Genomic DNA, 20,371 nt, shown 5'->3' with positions numbered 1-20,371 from the left:
GTCAGTGGCAGGCGATCTGGAGGCGGTTCCAGAGGTTGATCATCGTGGCCGTCACGGTGAGTACACCCACCTCGACCTCGGTGAAATGCTCCCGCAGGCCGGCACGCAACGCGGCGTAGTCGGTCCTGCGTTCGAGCGAGGTGAGCGCCTCGGTCCACGCCAGCGCGGCGCGTTCCTTCGGGGTGAAGTCGCTCACGCGCTCCCAGACCACGAGGCGATCGAGCCGCTCGTTCGTCTCGCCGTCCTGGCGGGCCTCGTTCGTATGCATCTTCACGCAGAACGCGCATCCGTTGATCTGGGAGGCGCGCAGCTGCACGAGGTGGTGGACGGTGCGGTCGAAGCCTGTGCCGTCCATCACCACGTGCACCTGCTCGAGTGCCTTCAGGATGTCGGGGATCGCTGCGACGTAGTTCAAGGGGCGGTGCTTGGCCACGAAGTGGTCCTTTGCGAGGGGTCTGCATCGAGGGACGGCCGGGGCATCGCGGTTGTGACGTCGCGAGCGCAAATGGGTCGTCCGCACCAGGCGCTGCTCTTCCGCCGGCCTGGTTTCGAGCACGCACTCGTCACAAACGGGCGGGCCTGGCCGTCACGATGGGTGACCGACTCGCCTCATCGAGGAACCCATGACGAACGCATCCGCAACTCCCCACCCGAATCCCTCTGACGAAGGCGCCGCGCTGGTGGCCACGGGGCCCGTGCTCCGGCCCGGCGACGCCGCGTACGACCAGGAGCGCGCCGGCTACAACCAGCTCGTCGAGCACCACCCCGCGCTCATCGTCGGGGCGACCGACGCTGCCGACGTCGCCGCAGCGGTGGGCTTCGCCCGCACGCGCGGTCTGCCCGTCGCCATCCAGGCGACCGGCCACGGCATCTCCGTGCCTGCCGACGGCGCGGTCTTCATCAACACCCGCCGGATGGCGGGGATCCGGATCGATCCCGAGCAGCGGACCGCGCGGGTGGAGGCCGGTGTGCGGGCGGGCGCGCTGGTCCAGGCTGCCGCCGAACACGGCCTCGCCCCCTTGAACGGATCCTCGCCCGAGGTCGGGGTCGTCTCCTACGTGCTCGGCGGCGGCGTGCCCCTGCTCGGGCGCCGCTTCGGCTACGCTGCCGACCACGTCCGCTCGATCGAGGTGGTCACCGCGAACGGCAGGCTGCGTCGCGCCTCCGCGCACGAGGAGCCGGAGCTGTTCTGGGCCCTGCGCGGCGGCAAGGGCAACTTCGGCGTGGTCGTCGCGGTGGAGCTCGATCTGGTGCCGGTCGCCCGGCTCCATGGTGGCGGCCTGTGGTTCGGCGCCGAGGCAGCCGCCGACGTGGCGCATGCGTGGTGCGACTGGGTCGCCGGTGTGCCCGAAGAGATGGGCACCTCGCTGATGATGATGCAGCTTCCGGATCTCCCCTTCATCCCCGAGCCCTTCCGCGGCCGCTTCGTCGTCCACGTGCGCGTCGCCTACACGGGATCCGCCGAGGAAGGCGCACGCTGGGTGGAGCCGCTGCGCCGGGTGGCGCCGACCCTCGTCGACGACGTGCGCGAGATGCCCTACCGCGAGGTCGGAAGCATCCACGCCGAACCGACCACGCCGGTGCCCTTCCTCGGGCGCAACTCGATGCTCGCCCGCCTCGACCACGATGCGGTCCGGGCGCTGCTGCGGGTCGCCGGCCCAGGCGCGGGGGCACCCTGCTTTGCCGAGCTCCGTCTCTTCGGCGGCGCGCTCTGCAGGCCTGCCGCGAACCCCAACGCGATGGGCCGCCGCGACGGGGCCTTCTCGCTCTACACGGGATCGGTGGTCGCACCCGGGAGGCTCGACGATCTCCGCAGCGCCCACGAAACGGTGCACCGGGCGCTGGAGGGGTGGGGCACCGGCGGCGTCTGCCTGAACTTCCTGTCGGGCCCCGACGTGACGGAAGCGGAGCTGCGGTCCGCCTACCTCCCCGCCGACTTTGCCCGCCTCCAGGCGGTCAAGCGGCGTTACGATCCGGAGAACCTCTTCCGGATCAACCACAACATCCCGCCCGAACCCGACACGGCCTATTGACGGTGGCCCAGGGGCGCGGCGGCCGCGGACAGGGCAGCGCCGCAGGTAGCGGGGCCCGAGCGGCCACACGCCCGCGGGATTCAGACCCGATCGCTCGCCTTCTGCGCGAGGCACTCGACGAGGAACTCCACCGTCGCCCGGACGCCTGGGAGCTGGCCGCGGCGGTGGGGCATCAGGAGCGTCGTCGTCACGGTCCCGGCATTCCACTCGGGCAACACCTGGACCAGCTCTCCTGCGTGCAGGGCAGCGCGACAGAGGCTCGCAGGCAGGCAAGCCACGCCGAGCCCGGCGCTGGCTGCGCCGAGCAGCACGTTCGACTCGTTCGCCGCCATGACGGCCTTCGGGCTGCCCTCGACGCGCTCGTGCGCGGGGCCGAAGAGCTGCCAGGGCAGCGCAGTCGAAGCGACCACCAGGCCGTCGTGGTGTTCGAGTCGTTCGGGCCGCTCGAGGGGCTCCCGCGCCGCGAGGTAGTCGGGAGCGGCGACGAGGATGATCGGCTCGCTGGCGAGCTGCCGCTGCACGAGCCCCGACGGCGGAAGCGGTGCGAAGTGGGAGCGCACGGCGATGTCGTAGCCCTCCTGCACCACGTCCACGAAGCGATCCGTCACTTCCAGCTGCACGAGCAGCCTGGGATAGGCGCGCGCGAGCTTCGGCAGGTGCTCGGCGAGGTAGAGCTGCGCCGTCGGCACGCTGGAGGTCAGCCGGACGGTGCCGCTCGGCTCGGCCACGCGGCGACGCACCACCTGCTCGGCGGCCTCCGCTTCGATGAGCACCGCGCGCGCGTGCTCGTGGAACTCCCGCCCGACGTCGGTGAGCGTGAAGCTGCGCGAGGTGCGGTGAACGAGCCGGACGCCGAGGCTCGCCTCGAGCTCCGCCACGCGCTTGCTCAGCGTCGTCTTCGGCACGCCGAGACGCCGTGCGGCCGCTGCGAAGCCGCCGTGCTCGACTGCTGCTGCGAAGAGGGCCAGGTCGTTGAGATTGAGCATCGGCGATCAAAGTACATGCATGTGGACTTTGAGTCGCGAATCCGCCGTCTGTTCGTTCGAAGTCCACGGCGACAGAGTGAAGCCACCCGAATCCACGGGCTTCATTCACGGAAAGAACCAATGACCCCGATTCTCTTCTACGGCGTTCCCTCGGGCTGCTCCTTCGGATCCATCGTCGCGCTCGAGTGGCTCGGGCAGCCCTATCGGCTGGGCCGCATCGAGATGCCGAGCGTCGTCACGAGCGACGCCTACAGGCGCATCAACCCGGTCGCAGAGACGCCCTCCCTATTGACCGCCGACGGTGCGGTCATCAGCGAGACCGTCGCGATCCTCCACCACCTCGGCGCACGCGGGACCGACCGGCGCCTCGCCTTCCCCCAGGGGACCCACGACTTCGACCGCTGGAACCAGATGCTGGGGTTCCTGAACACGAGCTTCTTCGGCTCCTTCGCGCCGCTCTGGTACGCCGTGGAGCACGAGCTGGAGCCGCAGGCGAAGCAGGCGCTCACCGAGTACGGTCGGGCCAAGGTCCGAAAGGCCCACGCGCAGCTCGAGGCCATGCTCGGCGATCGCCCCTGGCTGCTCGGTGAGCACCGCACCCTGGTGGACGCCTACTTCGTCGGCATCGCCCGTTGGACCCGCTACCACGACGTGGTCGACCGTCGGGACTACCCGGCCCTGCAGCGGCTCTTCGAGAAGCTGGAGGCCGATCCGGCGGTGCAGTTCGCCCACGCCATCGAGGAGCAGCGTTCGGCTGTCTCGGCGGGGGGCTTCGAGGGCGAGGTCCGGCTCGAGGAGGCGCTCGCGTCGCTGCGCCGCCCGGCTGCGTAGGAGGGCTCGTCCCAGTCTGGCGGATGCTCGCCCGCCAGCTGTCACCAAGAGCCGCCTTCGCAAATGCGGGGGCGGCTCCGCGGTTGTTCTGCCCGACCCGGCGTGGAGAAGGACTCAGCGGATCGGCGTCGTCTGCGACGAAGCGATCTTCCACTCGGTCCCTTCCTTCACCACGGTGAAGGTCACGCTGCCCTTCGTCGGAAGGCTCGCCTCCACCTCGCCGGGCCTGCGTTCGTCCGACACGTGCTTGATGCCGCTCGCGAGGGCGACGTCCGGGCGCAGGAAGCGGATGTCGACGAGCTCGATGCGCGTGAGCACGCGCGCCAGCGGACCGGAGACGGCCTGCCGCACCGCTCGTACGATCTCCTCGCGGCCGAGGACGCGCCGCCCCGCGATGTTGACGATCGCCACCTCGGAGGTGAGCAACGCGCCGTAGCGCTCCGGGTCGTTCTGGTGCTCGTTCGATGCCTCGATGAGCCGGCGAATCGCCTCGCGGTCCGCCTCCATCGCCGTGCGGTGGGATTCGCCCGTCATCCGGATTCCTTCCGTGGTGCCGCAGGCACCCACGAGCAGTGCAGCGGCGATGATCGCCGCGGCGTTCGTGGTCCTTCGCATCGCTGCTCCTCTCCGACGCTTCCTGCGCCTGCACGCCGGAAGCGCCGGGAGAGGATGCCGAGCGGCCGCGTGTGTTTCGCCTCGCAGCACGCGGCAATTCGGCCGGCAGCTATTCCCGCTTTGCGTAGAGCGCCTGCACCGCCGGCCCCAGCCACTGCAGCACCGCCTCGCGCTTGATCTTGAGCGAAGGGGTCAGCAGATCCGGATAGTCCTCCGGCGCTCCGGGCGCCACGTGCAGACGTTTCGGAAGCTCGTAATCGGAGAAAGCTGCCAACGTCGTGTGCACGAGCGGCAGGAGAGCGGAAGCGGGCGCCTGTCCTACGCGCTCGAGCCGCTCCACCTCTTCGCGCGCGACGAAGACCACGGCGGTGACGAAGTTGCGGCCCTCGCCGAGCAACATCGCGCCGAGGAACGGATGGGTGGAGACCAGCGCCTGCTCGAGGGGCTCTGGCGAGACCTTCTTCCCGGTGGCCAGCACGAGCAGGCTCTTCTTGCGACCGGTGATGTGCAGCATCCCCCGCTCGTCGAGGCGGCCGAGGTCGCCGGTGCGGAAGAAGCCGTCCGGGGTGAAGGCGTCCGCAGCGTCCTCGGGCTCCAGGTAGCCGGAGAGCAGCAGCGGCCCGCGCAGCAGCAGCTCGCCCTCGTCGTTGAAGGCCACCTCGTGATCGGGCGACAGCAGCCCCACGGATCCCGGCAAGCGCGGGCCCGAGAAGAGGTTGGAGGAGACCATGCCCGCGGTTTCGCTCAATCCGTAGAGCTCGACGAAGGGGATCCCCAGCCCCTCGAAGAATCGAAAGAGCCCGGCGGAGGCGGGCGCACCACCACTGAAGACGCCCTGCACCTTGCCTCCGAGGCGTTTGCGCAGTGCCTGCCCGACGAGGCGGTCTGCGGCTGCGGTGAGGAGGCGGTCGCCGAGCGCACGCGAGCCGTCCACCCGCACCCGGGCCGAGGCCTCCAGCGCCGCTCGTGCGAAGGCGCGCACCGGAGCAGGAAGCCCGGTGAGCTTCTGCTCCACGCCAGCGCGCATGCGCTCGTAGAGCATGGGGACCGAGAAGATGTAGGTCGGCCCGGAGGCGAGCGCGCGCTCGAGCTCCTCGCGGCGGGCGATCGAGAGCAGCGTGTGTCCCTGCGCGAGGGCGAGCGCGAACTGGTCGTGGCCCGCGACGTGGCCGAAGGGCAGCAGGTGCAGCCCGACGTCGGCCTCGGTACGGCCGGTGGAGACGGCCCCTGCAGAGATGGCGCGGACGATCGAGCGCTGGGAGAGGCGCACGCCCTTGGGACGCCCCGTGGTGCCGCTGGTGAAGAGCAGCAGGTAGGGATCCTCTTCGCCCACCTCGCTCGCGAGGCGTGCGAGCTCGTCGGGCGCGAGCGGCGGGGAGAGCGCTCCGGTCACGTGCGCGACGTCGGCGGTCGATACGCCTTCTGGCAGAATCGAGGGGTCGAGCGGTCGTGCCGCCAGCACCGTGCGCAGTCCGGACGCCACCAGCTCCGCCGCCACGGGGGCTAGCTTCTCCCATTGGGCCGCGCTCGAGACGAAGATCACGCGCGGCCGCGTGCGCTGTGCGATCGACTGGGCCTGCGCCGCTCCGAGGCTGGCGAAGAGGCCCGCTGGCTCGGCGCGCAGCAGCTGTGCCCCGATCGCGATCAGCTGCCACTCGGGGCTGTTCTCGGCAAGCAGCAGCACCCGGTCGCCCACGCCGACGCCGCTCTCGCGCAGGAAGTGGGCGGCACGTCCTGCCGCTTCGGCGAAAGCGCCGAAGGTCCAGTCCCGCGGCGGTGCGTCGGCGGACGCGGCAGGATCGAAGAAGCGCAGGAAGGTCTTGTCGGGCGCCCGCACCGCGCTGCGGAGGAGCAGGGCGGGCATCGTCGAGGCGGGGAATTGAAAGACGGGGAGACGCGGCGCCTGGCTGGGAATCGTCGGGCCCACCTGATCCTCCTGGGGTGCGCCTCGAGACGGCCGAGGCGAGCGTTGCGAACGAGAACCTATCTGCCTGCCATGCCCGGAAGCGAGACGCCTTTGCGGCGCGCGCCGGGTGACGGACACTCCTTCCGTGAAGATGACCGTACGGCTTGGGCGAACGCTCGTATCCAGATCATTCTGATTCCGAACCGTGCTGGTTCGTCGCACGCTAGCGCCCAGGTTCGGGGAGCGGCCCCAAGCGGAGGATGACCATGTCGAAGCGCAGGATGAACGACGGTACCGATCGCGAAGAGGCAGCAGACGGCCCGCTGGCGGGGATGGCGACGCGGCGTGCGTTCGTGCGCGCGGCCGTCCACACCATCGCGGGCGCGGCACTCCTCGCTGCGTGCGGTGACCCGGAGGGGAGGACGGCTACTGCAGGGCGCCCGGGAGGTGGCACCGGCGGAGCCGGCGGCGCGGGTGGGGTGGGGGGCTCGGGAGGCAACGGTGGCAGCGGCGGCGGCGGCGCGAGCGCATGGGCCACCGGGGGCACGGCGGCGATGGTCGATCCGGACGCCTATCCGGATCCCTTCGCCAGCGGCGGCGGTGCATGCGCCCTTACCTGTGCCATGACCCTCGGTCCGTGCTTCGGCCTGTCGCCGATCCGCCGGGACGTCAGCGAGGGTTACCCCGGCATCCCGCTCCGCCTGGTCCTGCGGCTCGTGGACGTCGACGGCTGCACGCCGGTCGAGGGGGCCACCGTCGACGTATGGCATTGCAGCGCCGCCGGGCTCTATTCGGGCGACGACGTGATCGACTTCTGCACCACGGGCGATCCCGACGCGCGCAGCCATCGCTTCTTCCGCGGCACCCAGTCGAGCGACGCCGACGGCCGCGTAACCTTCGACACCTGCTTCCCCGGCTGGTACCCGGGACGCGCGGTCCACATCCACTTCCGGGTGGTGCGCGGCGACGAGGTGTCCGTGGTGTCGCAGGTGTTCTTCCCTGGCGACCTCGTGGACGAAGTCTTCGCGAGCGTCGACGACTACGTCGAGGCAGGCGCGCCGGATACGAGCAACGAGGCAGACGGTTTCCTCGGCGCCTCGTCCGATCCCGACGCCTTCATCCTCGACGTCGCCCGGATGGCGGACGGCGCGATGCTCGCATCGAAGACCGTGGTCCTGCGCTCCTCCACTTCCGCACCCCAGTGCTGAGACCCGCGCCGCCGGCTCCGGAGCTTGCGTCTGGGTAGCAGAATGCTACCTTGTGGCGATGGGCCAGCCCGTCAAACTCTCCGACAGCCTCGTCTCGGACGCCCGGATCGTGGGGGAAGCGGCCGAGCGATCGATCGCCGGCCAGATCGAGTTCTGGGCACGGCTCGGCCGCGCGATCGAGCCGATCCTCCGCACGGAAGCCGTCCTCAAGATCAAGCAGCGAGGGGAGGTCGTCCCGCTCTCCGCCTGCCTTGCAGAGGTCGACACCGCCGCCGGCCGCGAGCGGGTGGGGGCCTACCTCGCGAGCCGCCCCTTTCCCCATTTCAAGCCAGCACCGAACCGGCCCGGTTTCGTCGTGAAGATCGACGAGGACGGCACCCGCACCCTCGGCCGTCTCGTCGGGAGAAAGTTCGAGAAGGCGAGTCGCCGTTGAGCGCGGCGTTCGACGCGAGGCCCGTCATCGTTGCGGTGGCTGGCCCGAACGGTGCGGGCAAGACCACCTTCTACGGCGCCCATCTCGAGCGGACCGCATTGCGCTTCGTAAATGCGGACGAACTCGCGCGGGAACTCGAGATCGGCCCGTACGAAGCTGCGGAGGTCGCATCGCAGATCCGGGAAGCAATGCTCGCGCAGCGCGAGAGCTTCGTTTTCGAGACCGTGTTCTCCGATCCCTCTGGCGACAAGCTGCAGTTCCTACTGCGAGCAGAGGCGCTCGGATACACCGTCGTCTTGTGCTTCATCGGGCTCGCGTCTCCCCAGCTGAGCGACGAGCGCGTGGCGATGCGCGTCCTGCAGGGAGGACACGACGTCCCGACCGACAAGCTGGCCGAGCGGTATCCGCGTACGATCGAGAACCTCCGCCGCTCCATCCACGAGCTACCCCACGTCCTCGTCTTCGACAATTCCGAGCTCGACCGGCCCTACCGCAAGGTGGCCGAATTCGAGCGGGGGAAGCCTGTCTACCTCGGCGAACCGCTGCCGGACTGGCTCCCCTGGCGGCCGCGTTGAACAGGCGCTGTGCTGCCCTTCCGCCGACGCTCAGCTACGGCGCGCGGCCGGCACCGCGCGGAGGCCATGCGCATGCGAACACTTCTGACCGGCGCCGGTGGGTACATAGGCCTCCACCTCGTGCGCGAACTCCTGGAGGACGGGCAGCACGTCACCGCCGTGGTGCGGTCACCGGAGAAGCTGGGCCCGTTCGCGCGAGATCCCCGGCTGCAGGTCGTCGAGGCGGATCTCGAAGATGATGCGCGCATCGCCGCCGCGCTGCCGGGCCACGACACGTGTGTACATGCGGCGCTGATCTGGGGGGAGCCCGGCTCCGAGCTCGAGCTGCGAGACGTCGCGGCCACGGCCAAGCTCTTCGACGCCGCTGGGAGCGCCGGCCTGGCGAGGTGCATCTACCTGTCGTCGGCTGCCGTGCACCGCCCATTCGCCGGCGTGATGTGCGAGGAGGACGGGCTCAGCACGACCGAGGCCTACGGCGCCACGAAGGCCGCGGGCGAGTTGTTCCTCCGCGCGGCGTGCGCGCGCCACCGGATGACGGGGGTCGTCGTCCGTCCGGGCCCCGTGGTCGGTCCGCCGGCCTTTCCAGCGGGTTCCTTTCGCAGCCCTGACCAGGTGGTGGACATGGTGCGCGCAGCGGCGGAGGGGCGTCCCGTCGTGACAGTGAGCGGGGAGGGGCGCCAGTTCTCCGATGTGTCGACGGTGGCGAGGGCCGTACGCCTTCTCACGCGGTCGGAGAATCCCCACCCGACCTACACCTGCGTCGATCGGGAGATCCTCACGTGGGAGCGGATCGCGCGGATGGTCGTGGCGAGCCTCCACTCGTCGAGCAGCGTGCGTGTCGCCCCACGCGACAGCGCCGAGCCGATCCCGCGCTTCCGCACCGATCGGATCGAAGACCTCCTCGGCGGGCCGTCCAATGCGGCGGGCGCGTTGTTGGAGCACATCCGCCAGCTGCGTGCATCGGGACACTGATACGGTCGCCGCGCGTCAGGCGTCGGCGACGCGCACCACGAGCTTGCCGAAGTTGCGCCCTTCGAGCAGGCCGATGAACGCCGCCGGCGCGTTCTGCAGCCCATCGACCACATCCTCGTGCACCTTGACCCTGCCGGTGTCGATCCAGGCTGCCATCTCCTTGCGAAAGGCGTCGAAGCGGCTCGCGTAGTGGTCGAGGATGATGAAGCCCTGCATGCGAACGCGCTTCTGGAGCACGGCTGCCAGCAGCCTGGGCATGCGGTCGGGACCTGGGGAAAGCCCCTTGTCGTTGTAGTGCGCGATGAAGCCGCACACCGGAATCCGTGCGCCGATGTTGAGCAGCGGTAGCACCGCCTCCAGGACCTCGCCGCCCACATTTTCGAAGTAGACGTCGATGCCATTCGGGCAGGCCGCACGCAGCTGTGTTGCCCACTTGGGCGCATGGCGGTCGATGCATGCGTCGAAGCCCAGCTCCTCGACCGCATGGCGGCACTTCGCTGCGCCGCCGGCGACGCCCACGACGCGCGCACCTTTGAGCCTGGCGATCTGCCCGACGACCGAGCCGACGGCGCCAGTTGCAGCCGCGACCACCACGGTGTCGCCTGGCTGGGGCTGGCCGATGTCCAGCAGCCCCACGTAAGCGGTAAACTCCGGCATCCCGAGGCCGCCCAGCGCCAGCGAGGTCCGGTGCAGGTCCTCGAGCGGCAGCAGGCCCTCGCCGTCCGAGAGCGCGTAGTCCTGCCAGCCGGCGCTGCCCAGCACGAGCTCTCCGACACGGTGGGCCGGATGGCGAGAGGCGACGATGCGGCTCACGGTGCCGCCGACCATCGGGGCGCCCACGTCGATCGGCGGTGCATAACCAGGCCCGACCTCGTCCATCAGGTTGCGCATGTAGGGGTCGAGTGAGAGGTAGAGCGTGCGCAACAGCACCTGGCCCTCACCAGGCTCCGGAACCGCGGATTCTTCCAGACGGAAGCTCTGCAGCGTCGGCGGGCCGAGCGGGCGCGCGGCGAGGAGGATGCGGCGATTGACGGTTTCGCGAGGAGGCAACGGGGGCTCCCTGGTTTGAGGATCGGACCGGTCGTCCAGCGTTGGGTTGGCAGAAGAATGCGGGAGCCTGGCGATCGTTTCGCGGCGACGGGGGCGGGTGAGCCACTTGCACTGGGTACGCTCGCCGCTTGCGCAGGCGTTCGATGAGTTTGGGTGGCGCGAGAGGATTCAGGTCCGCATTACAGCCGTCGATCAATTCGCCCCGCGACGGAGCGACACGACGGAGCAGGCAGAATGCGGAAGTGGCTGATGATTTTGAGCGCGGCGCTGGTGCTGTCCGCGCTCGTCGGCGGGGCGAAGTTCTGGCAGCTCCGGACGGGCGCGGCGTCTGCCGCCGCCTTCCGGCCACCGCCGCAGGCGGTGACCACCGTCCTGACCCCGGAAGCACGATGGCCCGTGACCATCCACTCGATCGGCACGGTGGAAGCCGTGCGCGGCGTGACGCTGAGCGCGGACCTGCCCGGCGTGGTCGCAGCGCTGGCCTTCGAGTCGGGCCGGTCGGTGAAGAAGGGGCAGCTCCTCGTGCGGCTCGACGTCCGGCAGGAGCGGGCACAGCTCGGCGCGGCGGAGTCCCAGCAGAAGCTGGCGGCCCTCCAGCTGCAGCGGGCGGCGCAGTTGCGGGCGCGCGATGCCCTCACCCAGCAGGCGCTCGACGAGGCGACCGCGGCGGAGGCCCAGGCGGCTGCGCGGGTGGCGGAGATCCAGGCCATCCTCGCCCGCAAGCAGATCCGCGCACCCTTCTCGGGCGAGCTGGGGCTGCGGCAGATCGATCTGGGCCAGTACGTGGCCAGTGGCCAGCCGATCGTCTCCCTGCAGGCACTCGACCAGGTTCATGTGAACTTCGGCGTCCCGCAGCAGGAGCTGGCACGCCTGCAGATTGGTGATCGGGTCGAGGTCTCCACGGACGCGCTGGGCAAGCACGAGGGCCGGATCACCGCCATCGACGTGCTCGTCGATCCGCAGACGCGCAACGTGCAGGTGCAGGCCACGATCCCCAACGCGAAAGGCCTGCTGCGCCCAGGCATGTTCGTGAACACCCGCGTGCTGCTCGGGGAGGAAACGCCGGTGCTGGTGCTTCCCGCCTCGGCCATCCAACACGCGCCGTACGGCGACTCGATCTTCGTGGTCGAGCAGCTCGAGGACCCGGCGGGCCAGCCTTATCCGGGTGTGCGGCAACAGGCGGTGACGCTGGGCGGAAGCCGCGGCGATCAGGTGGCGATCCTGGCGGGGCTCGAGGCCGGTCAGGAGGTGGTGTCCGCGGGGACGTTCAAGCTGCGCAACGGCGATGCGGTCCTGGTCGACAACCGGGTCCAGCCCGCGAACGATCCTGCCGCGCGTCCGGAGAACAACTGATGAGATTCACGGACCTCTTCGTGAAGCGGCCGGTTCTCGCCGTGGTCGTCAACCTGGTCATCGTGATCGCCGGCCTGGCGTCGCTCGAGTCGCTGAGCGTGCGCCAATACCCGCAGAGCGACATCGCGGTGGTCCGGGTGACGACCACGTACGTGGGCGCGAGCGCCGATCTCGTTCGCGGTTTCATCACCACGCCCCTCGAACGCGTCGTCGCGAGCGCCGACGGCATCGACTACATCGAGTCGTCGAGCGCGCCTTCGCGCAGCACGATCACCGTCCATCTGAAGCTCAACTACGACACCAACGCGGCGCTCACCCAGATCCAGGCGAAGGTCGCCCAGGTCCGCAACGAGCTGCCGCCGGAGGCAGAGGCGCCGATCATCGAGCTGGAGATGGCCGACACCCAATTCGCTGCGATGTACATCGGGTTCTCCTCCTCGGCCCACGACCAGAGCGCGGTCACCGAGTACCTCACCCGCGAGGTGCAGCCGCGCCTGTCGGCGGTCGCGGGCGTACAGCGCGCGGACCTGCTCGGCGGCCGCACCTTCGCCATGCGGATCTGGCTGCACCCGGAGAGGATGGCGGCGCGCGGCATCTCGCCCACCGAGGTGCAGGAGGCCCTGGCCCGGAACAACGCCCTGTCCACGCTGGGGCGGACGAAAGGCTCGATGGTCTCGGTCAACCTGACCGCGAACACGGACCTGCAGACCGTCGAGGACTTCCGGGAGCTCGTGGTGAAGGCACAGGACGGAACGCTCGTCCGCCTCGGCGAGATCGCGGACGTGGCGCTGGGCGCCGCCACGTACGAGGAGGACGTGCGCTTCGACGGCGAGACGGGCACCTTCATGGGCATCTGGGTGCTGCCGACGGCAAACGCGCTCGAAGTCATCCGGGACGTGCGCGAGTTGCTCCCGGCGATCGAGGCCCAGCTGCCGCCCGGGATGAAGGTCGGCGTGGCGTACGACTCGACCCGCTACATCGAGGACGCGATCGACGAGGTGGTGAAGACGCTGGGCGAGACGCTGCTCATCGTCGTGCTGGTGATCTTCCTCTTCCTAGGCTCGTTCCGCTCGGTGCTCGTGCCGGTGGTGGCCATGCCGATCTCGCTGGTGGGCACCGCCTTTCTCATGCTCGCTGCGGGATTCACCCTCAACCTGCTCACGCTCCTCGCCATCGTGCTCGCCGTCGGGCTGGTGGTCGACGATGCGATCGTGATGGTCGAGAACGTGGAGCGGCACCTGAGCGAGGGCGCGAGTCCCGTCCAGGCGGCGCTACGGGGCGCACGCGAGCTCGTCGGTCCCATCGCCGCGATGACCGTCACCCTGGCTGCGGTCTACGCGCCGGTCGCGCTGCAGGGCGGTCTCACGGGCGCGCTCTTCCGCGAGTTCGCCCTGACGCTCGCCGGTGCGGTGCTGATGTCGGGCGTGGTGGCGCTCACGCTCTCCCCGATGATGGCGTCCAGGCTGCTGCGCCCGGGCCAGTCCGAGCGCGGCTACGCCGGGTGGATCGGCCGTCGCTTCGAGCGACTGCGTGGCCGCTACGCGAAGGTGCTCGCGGCCACGCTGCGCAACCGACCGGCGATGCTCGTGGTCTGGGCGCTGGTCGTCTCCGCAACGGTGCCGTTCTACATGTACTCGATGAAGGAACTCGCCCCGTCGGAGGACCAGGGGGTGATCTTCGGGATCGTGCAGGGCTCCGCCAACTCCACGCTCGACCAGACGGCGCTCTTCAGCAGGCAGGTGCACGAGGCCTTCCGTTCGATCCCGGAGACGAAGACCACGTTCCAGCTCACCACGCCGGGCGGCGGCTTCAGCGGCATGAACCTCGTGCCGTGGACCGAGCGCGAACGCACCGCGGAGGAGCTGCTGGTGGAGGTGGCGCCGAAGCTCGGGCAGATCCCCGGCATTCGCGCCTTCCCCATGCTCCCGCCGCCGCTGCCCGGCGGCGGCGCCTTCCCGGTGGACCTGGTGATCGCCTCCACGGCGGAGGCGCGCGAGCTCGAGCAGGTCGCAAACCAGCTCGTCGGCAAGGCTTTCGCCAGCGGCCTCTTCCTCTTCGCCGACGCCGATCTCAAGGTCGATCAGCCGGAGACGGAGGTCGTCCTGGACCGCGACAAGGTGCGCTCGCTCGGCGTCGATCTCGCGCAGGTGGGGCGCGATCTCTCGACCATGCTGGGCGGCAACTACGTGAACCGCTTCAGCATCCAGGGGCGGAGCTACAAGGTGATCCCCCAGGTCGTCCGCAGCGAGCGTCTGAACGCAGAGCAGCTCGCCGACATCCACGTCAGCGGGCCCGGCGGCAAGCTGGTGCCGCTCTCGACCTTCGCCACGCTGCGTACCAGCACCGAGCCGCGTGACCTCAAGCGCTTCCAGCAGCTCAACGCGGTTCGCATCCAGGGCGTGATTCCGCCGGGTGTCTCGCTCGATCAGGCGCTCAGCTTCCTCGAGGACGAGGCCCGCACGTTGCTGCCGCCCGGCTTCACCCTCGACCACGCCGGCGAATCGCGGCAGCTGCGCAGCGAGGGGGGCGGCTTTCTAGCGACGCTCCTGCTCTCCGGCGTGCTCATCTACCTGGTGCTGGCGGCGCAATTCGAGAGCTTCCGTGACCCGTTCATCATCCTCGCCGGATCGGTTCCCCTGGCGCTCGCCGGCGCGCTTCTCTTCTCGTTCTATGGTTTCACCACACTCAATATCTACAGCCAGGTGGGTTTGATCACGCTCGTGGGCCTGGTGGCCAAGAACGGCATCCTGATCGTCGAGTTCGCAAACCACCTGCAGGAGCAGGGGGCCGACAAGCTGGCCGCCGTGCTCGAAGCCGCCGGCACGAGGCTCCGGCCCATCCTGATGACGACCGCCGCCACCGTCGTCGGCCACTTCCCGCTGATCTACGCTGCAGGCCCCGGCGGCGGCGCGCGCAACAGCATCGGCATCGTGCTGGTGAGCGGCATGATCATCGGCACCGCGTTCACCCTGTTCATCGTGCCCTCGATCTACGTGGTCGTGGCACGGTCCCGCCGCACGCTCCACGCCGCGGAGGTGGAGGAGGAGGCCCGCATGGCGGCGTAGCGCGGGCGCTGCTCGCGTGTCCGTCGCAGCCGGCCCGAGGACTCAATCCGCCTCGAGTAGATGCCGTGGGCCGGGCCCACGGCTGCCGGCTCGATCGCCGGGGTTCAGCAGCTTGCAGGCCCGCAGCGAGAGGCAGCCGCACCCGATGCAGCCATCCAGGCGATCGCGCAGGCCCTCGAGCATGCGGATCTGCGCATCGATCCGCGGACGCCACGAGGCCGACAGGCGTGCCCAATCCTTCTCGGTCGGCGTGCGCGAGTCTGGCAGCGAGGCGAGCGCCTCCCGGATCTCCTCGAGGGAGAGCCCGACCTGCTGCGCGACCCGGACGAAGGCGACGCGGCGCAGGGTCTCGCGGCTGTAGCGGCGCTGTCCGCCCGAGGAGCGTTGCGAGTGGATGAGCCCCTGGGTCTCGTAGAAGCGCAGCGCCGAGGGCGCTACACCCGACCGTGCGCTCAGTGCCCCGATGGTGATCATCTCCATGGTCCCTCCTGGCTGGATCGCCGAACTCCCAGAAGGTAGCGATCGAAAAGCTTGACCTCAAGTAAACTCGAAGGACTAGGTTCAGAGGCGTTCACCCCACTTCCCCCCTGGAGGAACGCCATGCAGAACGAGAAGCTCCGTATCGTCATCCTCGTCGGCAGCACGCGGGAGGGCCGCTTCGGTTACGTCGTCGCCGCCTGGTTCGAACGCCTGGCCCGGCAGCGCGCCGACATGGTCTTCGATGTCGTCGATCTGGCGGAGGCCGGACTGCCCGCCGTGATGCCCGCCGGCAGCGACCCCGCCACCGACGCCTTCGCTGCGCGGATCGACGCGGCGGACGGCTTCGTGGTCCTCACCCCCGAGTACAACCACAGCTACCCCGCGGCGCTGAAGCACGCGATCGACCTCGCGCGCCGCGAGTGGTTTGCCAAGCCGGTCGCCTTCCTCTCCTACGGCGGGGTCTCCGGGGGGCTGCGTGCGGTCGAGCACCTGCGCGGCGTCTTCGCCGAGCTGCACGCACCGACGGTCCGCGAGACGGTCAGCTTCCACGGGGCCTGGGAAGCCTTCGACGAGGCCGGCGAGCCCCGTGACCGCCGGCGTCCCGCTGCAGCCGCACGCAAGCTGCTCGACTCCTTGGGGTGGTGGGCCCACACCTTGCGCGACGGCAGGCGCGCCCGTCCCTTCGTCGCCTGAGGGGCCGCACCGAGACAGGAGAAAGCCATGAATCGCATGCACCAGCGTTATCCCGACGTAGCCCGCCTCGACGCGCCGACCGTCCTCTTTTCGCAGTGGACCGTGGGAACAGCCGCCCGGCAGCGGGCCGCCGCCGATGCTGCACACGAGGCCTGGTCCAGGACCGGCTGGCCGGCAGGCCTCGCCGCACACGCGTCCTTCGCCAGTGCGGACGGCGCAACGCTGCTCCACCACTCGCAATGGAAGGACCCCGCTGCAGTCGCCGGCTTTCGGGACGGCGATCGTCGGAATTGGATGGCGGCGGTGGACGCCGCCGTCCCGGGGATCGAACGCGACTGGGCCTTCGAAACGCGGCTCTACCGGAGCATGAGACCCGGGGATCCTGCACGAACCGGCTGTCTGGTGCTGGTCTCGTTCGAGACGGACGGTCCGCACGCGCAGCACGCCTTCGTCGACGCGCTGTTCGAACGGGTGGAGACGGCCCCGGCATCCCACCATCCCGGGGCGATCTCGTCGCACTTCCACCTCTCGACCGACGGCAGCCGGATCTTCAACTACTCGGAATGGACCTCGGCGAAGGCCCACGAGGAGATGCTGGCCACCCAGCTGCGGCCGGACGGGGCACTGGTGCGCTTCATCGAGCGTTTCGCGGGCCTGCGGCCTCTCGGCTTTCGGCGCTACGAGCTGCTGCGCAGCCGTGCTGGCTCCTGACCCCGGTCCTCCGCGCGCTGGTCAGTCGACGCAGAATCGGCCCGACGCGTGTCCCTCGCGCACGTAGAAGGCGCAGGAGCCGGGCGGGATGCTCTTCACGCAGAGGCCATGCGCCGCCTGGCCCTCCTCGACACCGGGTGGGGCGGCGCAGACGAGGTGGAACGGCGCGCAGTCGGACTGATCGGCGCAGGGCGTATCCTCACCGCGTAGGGTACCGCTTGCTCCCTGGTTGCATGCGAGTAAGGCCGCGGACAACAGGCTCACAGCGCCCAGCATGGACGACATCGGGTCTTTCGAACGGGCCATCGCGCCTCCTGCAGAAGAGGCTACCACCCGGCGCGTGGGGGAGGTCCGCCGAGGGCTCTCCCCGGCTTGCCGACGGGGCGGCGCAGCTCCGTGCCTACACGGCCGGATCGAGGCGGAGGAACCGCACCGCGTTGCTGTAGAAAATGTCGCGCTTCTGCTGCTCGTCAAGGAAGGGCGCTTGTTCGATGGCTTCGATCGCCGGGCCGATTCGGTCGGGCCAGCGCATCTGATCCGAGCCGAACATCAGCCGCTTCCCGAGGCCTGCCCGAACCAGTGCCTCCAGGTGCTGGTAGAACGCGCTGCGGGGGAGGACCCAGGTGATCGTCGAGACGTCCGCGTGGAGCTGGGGGTATTGCATCATCATCGCGATCATCTCGGTAACGAAGGGAAAGCCGGCGTTCTCCACGAAGATCCGAACGTTCGGGTGGCGTACGAGGACGTCCTCGAGAAGCACGGGATTGCCGGCGGCGACCCGGAAGTCGGGGAGGTAGGGCCCGATCCCCAGCGTGTGGATGAGCACGGGCACGTCCCGCGCCTCCGCCAGGGCGAAGTAGGGCTCGAGGCCCGGGTCGTTCGGTGGGATCCCAGCGAGCTGCGTCGCGATCTCGCCCATGCCGCCGAGGGTTCCCTCGTCGTAGGCGCGGGTTAGCTCTTCCAGCGGCGGCTGACCGGGGCGTTGGATGAACGGTGCCGGAATGAAGCGGCCGGGCGCTGCCGCGACCCACTCCTGGACGACGGCCAGATCGATGCCGCTGAGGAACGCCTTGACGACGTGGTAGCGCTCCATCGCCTGCAGCGTGGCCTCGAGGGTCTCCGCATTGCTGGCCGTGGCACGGCCCTGGCCCTCGCAAGGCTCGGGGCGACAGAGGCCGGGTGCGCCTGCCGGGACGGGATGCGGCGGAAGGTCGGCGTGCAGGTGCATGTCGATGATCGGGGCCTGGTGCGTTCCCGCGGAAATGGGACCTGTGCTGCGAGTCACGACGGCCTCCGTGGCATGGGCGTGCGCACCGCGAACATGGTTGCCGGGACGGGGGCCTGCAACGGAGCCACGACACGCGCCCGGAGAGCGTGCTGCTCGCCGACTGTCAGCGTTGGCGCAGGTGCCACGAGCAGTGCCGCGCATGGCGGACGGCGGGGGGCTCGATCTTCGACGGCGAGCCTTCCGAGCAGGCGCCTCGATCGATAGTCGGTGGGTGGTGAAGATTTTCCCGCAGTTCCACCGGGGCCAATGGGAGAGCGAACGCCGCCTGCTCGCGCTGTTCGGCGAGAGGCTGCCCCTGCCGGTCCCTGGGCTCTTCGCGGCTGGCAGCGTGACGACGCTGCCGGATGGGTTGTAGTACGCTCCTTCACTCATTGACAGGGGAGCCGATGCGCAAGCCGACCATCATTGCCATGGGCGGCGGGGGCTTCAGCATGGAGCCGGACAACCCGCTTCTCGACGACTACGTCCTCTCCCTCACAGGGAAGGAGCGGCCCAGCGTCTGCTTCGTGCCCACCGCGAGTGGCGACGCCGAGGGCTACATCGAACGCTTCCACGCCGCGTTCACCGAGCGGGCCGACACCGCCGTGCTCCAGCTCTTCCGGCGCTCGGTAGCCGATCTTGCGGCATTCATCGCTCGGCAGGACGTGGTCTACGTGGGCGGTGGCAACACGGCGAACATGCTGGCCGTGTGGCGTGTCCACGGATTCGAGGCCGTCCTGCGCAGCGCGTGGCAGCGAGGCACCATCCTTTGCGGCCTCTCCGCCGGTGCGCTCTGCTGGTTCGAGGGCGGCGTCACCGACTCCTTCGGCGAGGGGCTTGCGCCGCTACGTGATGGCCTGGGCCTGCTGCCCGGCAGCTTCTGCCCCCACTACGACGGCGAGCCACTGCGCAGGCCCGCATACGAACGGCTCGTCCTGCAGGGAGAGCTTCCCGGCGGGTGGGCCGCCGACGATGGCGTGGCGCTGCACTTCGAGGGCACGGAGCTGGTGTCGGTGGTGGCGTCGAGTGCCGACGCCGCTGCCTGGCGGCTCCACGCCGGGAACGGCGAGCAACTCTCGGTCCAGAGGCTCCAGCCGTTGTTCCTCGGAGCGACGAGCCCGCAGGACGACGAGGCGGAGATCGCGTGATCGAGTTCAGCCACGACAAGGACGCCATCCCGCTCGCGGACCTCGTTCAGCTCTTCGCTCGCGGGGCGAACTGGAAGATGCCACTCGCCCAGGACGACTGGCGCGACCTCCTGCGGCACAGCCCGCTCGTCGTGACCGCATGGAAGGACGAGCAGCTCGTCGGTTTCGCCCGCCTGCTCACCGACTTCGTACGCTATGCGAACTTCTACGATGTAGTGGTGGACCCGTCCTTTCAGCGGCAGGGGATCGGCTCGCAGCTCGTGCAGCGGCTCCTCGACCATCCCCGCGTCGCCCGCGTGCGCACGGTCTGGCTCGGTACCGCAGAAGGGCACGGCTTCTACGAGCGCTTCGGCTTCGTTCGAGACGGGAACGGGCACGGGATGCTGCTGGTCCGCCGTGACAGGGATGACCAGCTCGTGGTTGGTCCGCAGCTCGCCGAAGTCGCGCGCATTGCGCCTACCGACGTGCGAGTAGCGAGGCCTTCGTTCATCATCTCGTCCAGCGAGGTGCCCGAGGAGCCGGGGCAGTATCCCGGAACGACGGAGGTGCTCTCGCATGGCAGGCCCATCGGTGCAGCAGCAGGGCTGCAGCGGCTCGGCCTGCACGTAGAGCGCCTGCCCTCCGGTCACCGCACCTCGTTCCCCCACGCCCACGAGGACGAGGAAGAGTTCGTCTACGTGATCGACGGCGAGGTCGATGCGTGGATCGACGGGATCCTGTACCGCATGGTCGCCGGTGACCTCGCCGCCTTTCCGGCGGGTACTGGCATCGCCCACACCCTCATCAACCGCTCCGGCCACGAGGCGACGCTCCTGGTTGGCGGCGAGAAGAGCACCGGGCAGGGCCGCATCCACTACCCGCTCAACCCAGAGCGGCGCGAGCGGATGAGACCCGGGCGCTGGTGGGACGATGCCCCGGTCCAAGCGCTCGGTGCGCACGATGCGCAGCTGACCAGCGACAATTAGAACTGCCGGTCGACGACAAATAGAATTGCCGGTTCGTGCGCCGCACGGACGCTCGTTGGCAGGCCGAGAGCCACCCGGAT

20 protein-coding genes are annotated in these 20,371 nt (G+C 69.6%); 12 read left to right on the top strand and 8 right to left on the bottom strand.

Features of this window, described 5'->3' with window-relative positions; translation table 11 throughout:
- Position 1: 1 nt before the first annotated feature.
- Positions 2-433, bottom strand: coding sequence for a carboxymuconolactone decarboxylase family protein (locus ACESMR_RS19095; RefSeq protein WP_373048710.1), 432 nt, complete (start codon positions 431-433; stop codon positions 2-4).
- A 190-nt stretch (positions 434-623) separates the two neighbouring features.
- On the opposite strand from ACESMR_RS19095, the gene ACESMR_RS19090 reads away from it, so the two are divergent.
- Entirely contained in the window at positions 624-2,033 is a 1,410-nt protein-coding gene (locus ACESMR_RS19090) for an FAD-binding oxidoreductase (protein ID WP_373048709.1), read from the top strand.
- An 80-nt stretch (positions 2,034-2,113) separates the two neighbouring features.
- Here the strand turns inward: ACESMR_RS19090 and ACESMR_RS19085 are convergent, their stop codons facing one another.
- The gene (locus tag ACESMR_RS19085; RefSeq protein WP_373048708.1) at positions 2,114-3,019 is read right to left on the bottom strand and encodes a LysR substrate-binding domain-containing protein; all 906 of its coding nucleotides are present in this window, start codon (positions 3,017-3,019) and stop codon (positions 2,114-2,116) included.
- A gap of 120 nt (positions 3,020-3,139) precedes the next feature.
- Here ACESMR_RS19085 and ACESMR_RS19080 point away from each other — a divergent pair, with 120 nt between their 5' ends.
- A complete protein-coding gene (locus ACESMR_RS19080) occupies positions 3,140-3,850 on the top strand; it encodes a glutathione S-transferase family protein (protein ID WP_373048707.1) in 711 nt (236 codons plus the stop codon).
- Between the two features lie 114 nt (positions 3,851-3,964).
- Here the strand turns inward: ACESMR_RS19080 and ACESMR_RS19075 are convergent, their stop codons facing one another.
- On the bottom strand, positions 3,965-4,465 hold the full coding sequence (locus ACESMR_RS19075) for an SgcJ/EcaC family oxidoreductase (RefSeq protein WP_373048706.1): 501 nt from the start codon (positions 4,463-4,465) through the stop codon (positions 3,965-3,967).
- Between the two features lie 109 nt (positions 4,466-4,574).
- Positions 4,575-6,392, bottom strand: coding sequence for an AMP-dependent synthetase/ligase (locus ACESMR_RS19070; RefSeq protein ID WP_373048705.1), 1,818 nt, complete (start codon positions 6,390-6,392; stop codon positions 4,575-4,577).
- Positions 6,393-6,637: 245 nt separating this feature from the next.
- Here ACESMR_RS19070 and ACESMR_RS19065 point away from each other — a divergent pair, with 245 nt between their 5' ends.
- The 4 genes from ACESMR_RS19065 (at position 6,638) to ACESMR_RS19050 (ending at position 9,559) form a co-directional block, all read left to right on the top strand.
- Positions 6,638-7,579, top strand: a complete 942-nt coding sequence (locus tag ACESMR_RS19065) for a protocatechuate 3,4-dioxygenase (protein ID WP_373048704.1) — start codon at positions 6,638-6,640, stop codon at positions 7,577-7,579.
- A 58-nt stretch (positions 7,580-7,637) separates the two neighbouring features.
- A complete protein-coding gene (locus ACESMR_RS19060) occupies positions 7,638-8,012 on the top strand; it encodes a TA system antitoxin ParD family protein (protein WP_373048703.1) in 375 nt (124 codons plus the stop codon).
- Positions 8,009-8,587, top strand: a complete 579-nt coding sequence (locus ACESMR_RS19055; RefSeq protein WP_373048702.1) for a zeta toxin family protein — start codon at positions 8,009-8,011, stop codon at positions 8,585-8,587. Before ACESMR_RS19060 ends, ACESMR_RS19055 begins: the two co-directional genes overlap by 4 nt.
- Positions 8,588-8,653: 66 nt before the next feature.
- Positions 8,654-9,559: an NAD-dependent epimerase/dehydratase family protein gene (locus tag ACESMR_RS19050; RefSeq protein WP_373048701.1), complete on the top strand. Its 906-nt coding sequence runs from the start codon at positions 8,654-8,656 to the stop codon at positions 9,557-9,559.
- Positions 9,560-9,574: 15 nt separating this feature from the next.
- On the opposite strand, the gene ACESMR_RS19045 is transcribed toward ACESMR_RS19050, so the two are convergent.
- Positions 9,575-10,609, bottom strand: coding sequence for an NADP-dependent oxidoreductase (locus ACESMR_RS19045; protein WP_373048700.1), 1,035 nt, complete (start codon positions 10,607-10,609; stop codon positions 9,575-9,577).
- A gap of 234 nt (positions 10,610-10,843) precedes the next feature.
- Here ACESMR_RS19045 and ACESMR_RS19040 point away from each other — a divergent pair, with 234 nt between their 5' ends.
- Entirely contained in the window at positions 10,844-11,962 is a 1,119-nt protein-coding gene (locus ACESMR_RS19040) for an efflux RND transporter periplasmic adaptor subunit (RefSeq protein ID WP_373048699.1), read from the top strand.
- On the top strand, positions 11,962-15,027 hold the full coding sequence (locus ACESMR_RS19035) for an efflux RND transporter permease subunit (RefSeq protein ID WP_373048698.1): 3,066 nt from the start codon (positions 11,962-11,964) through the stop codon (positions 15,025-15,027). Before ACESMR_RS19040 ends, ACESMR_RS19035 begins: the two co-directional genes overlap by 1 nt.
- A 42-nt stretch (positions 15,028-15,069) precedes the next feature.
- On the opposite strand, the gene soxR is transcribed toward ACESMR_RS19035, so the two are convergent.
- Positions 15,070-15,507 (bottom strand): redox-sensitive transcriptional activator SoxR, encoded by a 438-nt coding sequence (gene soxR / locus ACESMR_RS19030; RefSeq protein ID WP_373048697.1) that lies wholly within the window; start codon positions 15,505-15,507, stop codon positions 15,070-15,072.
- Between the two features lie 120 nt (positions 15,508-15,627).
- Between soxR and ACESMR_RS19025 the strand changes: the two genes are divergently transcribed.
- Both ACESMR_RS19025 and ACESMR_RS19020 read left to right on the top strand, forming a co-directional pair.
- Complete coding sequence (locus ACESMR_RS19025; protein ID WP_373048696.1) at positions 15,628-16,200, top strand: NADPH-dependent FMN reductase; 573 nt, start codon at positions 15,628-15,630, stop codon at positions 16,198-16,200.
- Between the two features lie 27 nt (positions 16,201-16,227).
- Positions 16,228-16,911 (top strand): hypothetical protein, encoded by a 684-nt coding sequence (locus ACESMR_RS19020; protein ID WP_373048695.1) that lies wholly within the window; start codon positions 16,228-16,230, stop codon positions 16,909-16,911.
- 21 nt (positions 16,912-16,932) lie between these two features.
- Here the strand turns inward: ACESMR_RS19020 and ACESMR_RS19015 are convergent, their stop codons facing one another.
- Positions 16,933-17,217 carry a hypothetical protein gene (locus tag ACESMR_RS19015; protein ID WP_373048694.1) on the bottom strand — a complete coding sequence of 95 codons (285 nt, stop codon included), beginning with the start codon at positions 17,215-17,217 and terminating at the stop codon, positions 16,933-16,935.
- Between the two features lie 94 nt (positions 17,218-17,311).
- Positions 17,312-18,139 carry an amidohydrolase family protein gene (locus ACESMR_RS19010; protein WP_373048693.1) on the bottom strand — a complete coding sequence of 276 codons (828 nt, stop codon included), beginning with the start codon at positions 18,137-18,139 and terminating at the stop codon, positions 17,312-17,314.
- Between the two features lie 446 nt (positions 18,140-18,585).
- Between ACESMR_RS19010 and ACESMR_RS19005 the strand changes: the two genes are divergently transcribed.
- The gene (locus ACESMR_RS19005) at positions 18,586-19,326 is read left to right on the top strand and encodes a Type 1 glutamine amidotransferase-like domain-containing protein (protein WP_373048692.1); all 741 of its coding nucleotides are present in this window, start codon (positions 18,586-18,588) and stop codon (positions 19,324-19,326) included.
- Complete coding sequence (locus ACESMR_RS19000; protein WP_373048691.1) at positions 19,323-20,291, top strand: GNAT family N-acetyltransferase; 969 nt, start codon at positions 19,323-19,325, stop codon at positions 20,289-20,291. Before ACESMR_RS19005 ends, ACESMR_RS19000 begins: the two co-directional genes overlap by 4 nt.
- The last annotated feature ends 80 nt before the right edge of the window (positions 20,292-20,371 follow it).

The organism is Vulgatibacter sp. (assembly GCF_041687135.1).
In the GTDB taxonomy this organism is placed as follows: Bacteria; Myxococcota; Myxococcia; order Myxococcales; family Vulgatibacteraceae; genus JAWLCN01.
The sequence above is the reverse complement of the archived record's forward strand: the minus strand, read 5'-3'. Positions and strand labels throughout refer to the sequence as shown.

Bases quoted from the DNA above. Each gene is read 5' to 3' on its own strand.
- ACESMR_RS19090 (WP_373048709.1), top strand. From the start codon at position 624: ATGACGAACGCATCCGCAACTCCCCACCCGAATCCCTCTGACGAAGGC.
- ACESMR_RS19085 (WP_373048708.1), bottom strand. From the start codon at position 3,019: ATGCTCAATCTCAACGACCTGGCCCTCTTCGCAGCAGCAGTCGAGCAC.
- ACESMR_RS19080 (WP_373048707.1), top strand. From the start codon at position 3,140: ATGACCCCGATTCTCTTCTACGGCGTTCCCTCGGGCTGCTCCTTCGGA.
- ACESMR_RS19075 (WP_373048706.1), bottom strand. From the start codon at position 4,465: ATGCGAAGGACCACGAACGCCGCGGCGATCATCGCCGCTGCACTGCTC.
- ACESMR_RS19065 (WP_373048704.1), top strand. From the start codon at position 6,638: ATGTCGAAGCGCAGGATGAACGACGGTACCGATCGCGAAGAGGCAGCA.
- ACESMR_RS19060 (WP_373048703.1), top strand. From the start codon at position 7,638: ATGGGCCAGCCCGTCAAACTCTCCGACAGCCTCGTCTCGGACGCCCGG.
- ACESMR_RS19050 (WP_373048701.1), top strand. From the start codon at position 8,654: ATGCGCATGCGAACACTTCTGACCGGCGCCGGTGGGTACATAGGCCTC.
- ACESMR_RS19040 (WP_373048699.1), top strand. From the start codon at position 10,844: ATGCGGAAGTGGCTGATGATTTTGAGCGCGGCGCTGGTGCTGTCCGCG.
- ACESMR_RS19035 (WP_373048698.1), top strand. From the start codon at position 11,962: ATGAGATTCACGGACCTCTTCGTGAAGCGGCCGGTTCTCGCCGTGGTC.
- soxR (WP_373048697.1), bottom strand. From the start codon at position 15,507: ATGGAGATGATCACCATCGGGGCACTGAGCGCACGGTCGGGTGTAGCG.
- ACESMR_RS19025 (WP_373048696.1), top strand. From the start codon at position 15,628: ATGCAGAACGAGAAGCTCCGTATCGTCATCCTCGTCGGCAGCACGCGG.
- ACESMR_RS19020 (WP_373048695.1), top strand. From the start codon at position 16,228: ATGAATCGCATGCACCAGCGTTATCCCGACGTAGCCCGCCTCGACGCG.
- ACESMR_RS19015 (WP_373048694.1), bottom strand. From the start codon at position 17,217: ATGGCCCGTTCGAAAGACCCGATGTCGTCCATGCTGGGCGCTGTGAGC.
- ACESMR_RS19010 (WP_373048693.1), bottom strand. From the start codon at position 18,139: ATGCACCTGCACGCCGACCTTCCGCCGCATCCCGTCCCGGCAGGCGCA.
- ACESMR_RS19005 (WP_373048692.1), top strand. From the start codon at position 18,586: ATGCGCAAGCCGACCATCATTGCCATGGGCGGCGGGGGCTTCAGCATG.